This is a genomic window from Nitrospirota bacterium (assembly GCA_016214385.1).
GTDB lineage: Bacteria > Nitrospirota > Thermodesulfovibrionia > UBA6902 > JACROP01 > JACROP01.
Map to the genome: position 1 here is coordinate 1 of JACROP010000015.1, position 3511 is coordinate 3511.

The 3511-nt window shown below is 45.5% G+C and carries 3 protein-coding genes; all 3 read left to right on the forward strand.

Annotated features, from left to right (window positions below):
- Positions 1–200: 200 nt before the first annotated feature.
- The 3 genes from trpE to trpD are packed head-to-tail and all read left to right on the forward strand — an operon-like array spanning position 201 to position 3294.
- Entirely contained in the window at positions 201–1670 is a 1470-nt protein-coding gene (gene trpE, locus HZC12_00860; protein ID MBI5025284.1) for an anthranilate synthase component I, read from the forward strand.
- Positions 1671–1685: 15 nt separating this feature from the next.
- Complete coding sequence (gene pabA, locus HZC12_00865; protein ID MBI5025285.1) at positions 1686–2291, forward strand: aminodeoxychorismate/anthranilate synthase component II; 606 nt, start codon at positions 1686–1688, stop codon at positions 2289–2291.
- A complete protein-coding gene (gene trpD / locus HZC12_00870; protein ID MBI5025286.1) occupies positions 2284–3294 on the forward strand; it encodes an anthranilate phosphoribosyltransferase in 1011 nt (336 codons plus the stop codon). Before pabA ends, trpD begins: the two co-directional genes overlap by 8 nt.
- Positions 3295–3511: the final 217 nt, after the last annotated feature.

Here is a 3511-nt window from a genome sequence, read left to right on the forward strand (position 1 = left end):
GGTAAAAAGTTATCATTTCACGTCATTCCCGCCCCGTATCAGAGTACGGGGTAAACTCCAGCGGGAATCCAGAGAAACAAAAGACTGGATTCCCCCGTATCAAGTACGGGGCAGGCTCAGTCAAGCACGGAATGACAAAAACTTTTAACTTTTCACTTTTAACTCTTAACTCTTAACTGACTTATAGAGTATAATACTAAATGCTTTACCCTGATTTCAAGGAATTTGAAGCTAAAACCAGAGAAGGAAACCTCATCCCTGTTTACAGGGAAATACTTGCTGACCTTGAGACCCCTGTGTCTGCCTTTCTTAAAATCAAAGGCAGGCACCGTTTTCTCCTCGAGAGTGTGGTCGGAGGAGAGAAATGGGCAAGATACTCCTTTCTCGGCAGCAATCCCTCAATGATAATTGAGGGAAAGGGAAGAAACATCACCATCAAAAGAGGGAAACATATCGAGAAGACCAGTTTCGAGAAAGACCCCCTCGAGGTGATTTCGAAAGAATTAAAAAAATACAGGCCTGTTCTCATGCCAGGGCTTCCAAGATTTTTCGGAGGGCTTGTCGGGTATATGGGATATGACACATCCCGTTATTTTGAGAAGCTGCCTGATTACAGGCACAAAGGGCTCAACCTCCCTGATTTGTTTTTGATGCTTACAGACACTATCCTGGTATTTGACAGTCTCGCCCAGAAGATAAAGGTAGTATCAAATGCATATGTTGAAGGCAAAAACCCGAAGGACGCATACGAGGAAGCATGCAGGAAGATAGATGAGATAGTAAAAAGACTGCACCGCAGGGCTCCTCTACCTAAAAATAATAAAAAAGCACCTGCGGCCCTCTCTTCAAATTTTTCGAAAGAGGATTTTCTTAATGCCGTCAGAAAGGCCAAAGAATATGTCAGGGCTGGAGATGTAATCCAGGTTGTTGTATCACAGAGATTTCAGAGGGATGTTGAGGCCCACCCTGTAAATGTTTACAGGGCACTGAGGGTTATTAATCCATCACCGTATATGTATTACATTGATACAGGCAAGACCACTCTTGTAGGTTCTTCTCCTGAAATACTCGTGAGGCTGGAGGGTGACAGAATTGAATTGAGGCCAATAGCCGGGACCAGAAAAAGGGGAGCAACTGAGGAGGAGGAGGATGTCTTAGAAAAAGACCTGAAGGCCGACCCTAAGGAAAGGGCAGAACATATCATGCTTGTCGACCTCGGCAGAAATGATGTAGGCAGGGTATCAGATACAGGCTCTGTAAAGGTGACCGAGCTGATGACAGTTGAAAAGTACTCCCATGTCATGCACCTTGTCTCTAATATTGAAGGCTGCCTTAGCAAAGGGCTTGATGCCTTTGATGTCCTGAGGGCATCCTTCCCTGCAGGGACTGTCTCAGGCGCTCCCAAGATACGGGCAATGGAAATAATAGAAGAGCTTGAACCAACAAGGCGAGGACCATATGCAGGCTCTGTGGGTTATTTCAGTTTCTCAGGAAATATGGATATGTGCATCACAATCAGGACTATACTATTTAAAAATAAAAAGGCATATGTGCAGGCAGGCGCCGGCATAGTGGCTGATTCAGAGCCTGAAAAGGAGTACATAGAGACTGTAAATAAGGCACAGGGGATGTTCAAGGCAATAGAGATGGCTGAGAATAATTTAAGTTAAGAAAGGGAAAAACATATGTTATTAGTAATAGATAATTATGATTCTTTTACATACAACCTCGTCCAGTACCTCGGCGAGCTTGGCGAAGACATAAGGGTGTTCAGAAACGATAAAATTACCATTGCAGAAATTGAAGACGTGAGGCCTGAAAATATAGTAATTTCTCCCGGCCCATACACACCCAACGAAGCAGGCATATCGATTGAGGTAATCAGGCATTTCGCAGGCAAAATCCCGATCTTAGGCGTCTGCCTCGGACACCAGGCAATTGGTGCGGCCTTTGGAGGGGATATTATAAATGCACCGAGGCTCATGCACGGAAAGACTTCAATGATTCATCATGATGGAAGAACAATTTTTAATAACCTTCCAAATCCCTTTGAGGCAACGAGGTATCATTCTCTTGTAATTAAAAAAGAAACCTTGCCTGACTGCCTTGACATTACAGCCTGGACAGAGGAAGGTGAAATCATGGGCGTCAGGCATAAAGAACACATAATCGAAGGTGTGCAGTTCCACCCTGAGTCAATCCTCACAAGGGTTGGCAAAGACCTTCTAAGAAACTTTCTGAAATTAAGAATACAAGGGCGCGCCCCTACTGCTGGAGGCAGCAATGATTAAAGAGGCTATAAAGCTCCTTGCAGATGACATACACCTTTCAGAAGAAGAGATGATGAATGCCATGAGAGACGTAATGGAAGGTCAGGCCACTGACGCACAGATTGCATCCTTTCTCACAGCTCTGAGGATAAAGGGAGAGACAGTCGAGGAAATAACAGGTGCAGCAAAAATAATGAGGGAAAAGGCAACAAAAATCAGGGCTCCAAAAGATACAGTTGACACATGCGGCACAGGAGGGGATATGGCACATACATTCAACATCTCCACAACATCGGCATTAATCGTGGCTGCCTGTGGAGTGCCTGTGGCAAAACATGGAAACAGGTCAGTATCAAGCCGCTGCGGGAGCGCTGATGTGCTTGAGGCGCTTGGCGTGAAGATAGACCTTCCTCCTGAGAAAGTCGAGAGATGTCTGGAGGAAACAGGTTTTGGTTTTCTATTTGCACCGCTTTTTCATCCTGCGATGAAGTACGCCATTGGCCCGAGGAAAGAAATGGGCATCAGGACAATCTTTAATATCCTTGGCCCACTTACAAACCCTGCAGGGGCAGAAAGACAGGTCTTAGGCGTGTATTCAGATGAGCTTACAGAGCCAATAGCTCTGGTCCTCGGCAACCTCGGAGCAAGGCATGCCTTTATAGTTCATGGAGAGGATGGCCTTGATGAAATAACTGTTACGGATGCAACAAAGATTTCAGAGCTAAATAATGGACGGGTTGACACATACTATATCGCACCCGAAGACGTTGGTCTTAAAAGGGCCCGGAGGGAAGACCTTCTCGGCGGAAATACTGAAGAAAATGCCAGAATAATACTTGCCATATTGCGAGGTGAGAAAGGCCCCAGGAGAGACATAGCAGCCATCAATGCCGCTGCTGCCCTTGTAGCAGGGGGAAAAGTAAAAACCCTTAAAGAAGGCATAGAAAAAGCAGCAGAGGCAATAGACTCAGGCGCCGCCAGAAAAAAATTAGAGGAGATTAAGGCCCTGAGCAACAGGCTGTAAAGATTTGACCCCCTTTGCCAGGGATGGCAATAGTGTCCGATAAAAAAATTAGTAATTTTATAAGTTGTCATTCCCGTGTAAACTGGAAACCAGTTCCTTATATGAATAGTTCCCCCGATTAAATCGGGGGACGGCGTCTGGATTCCTGCTGAAGTTTACCCCGTGCATGGATTCCTGCTTTCGCAGGAAGGACGACACGGTGCAGGAATGACTTTAA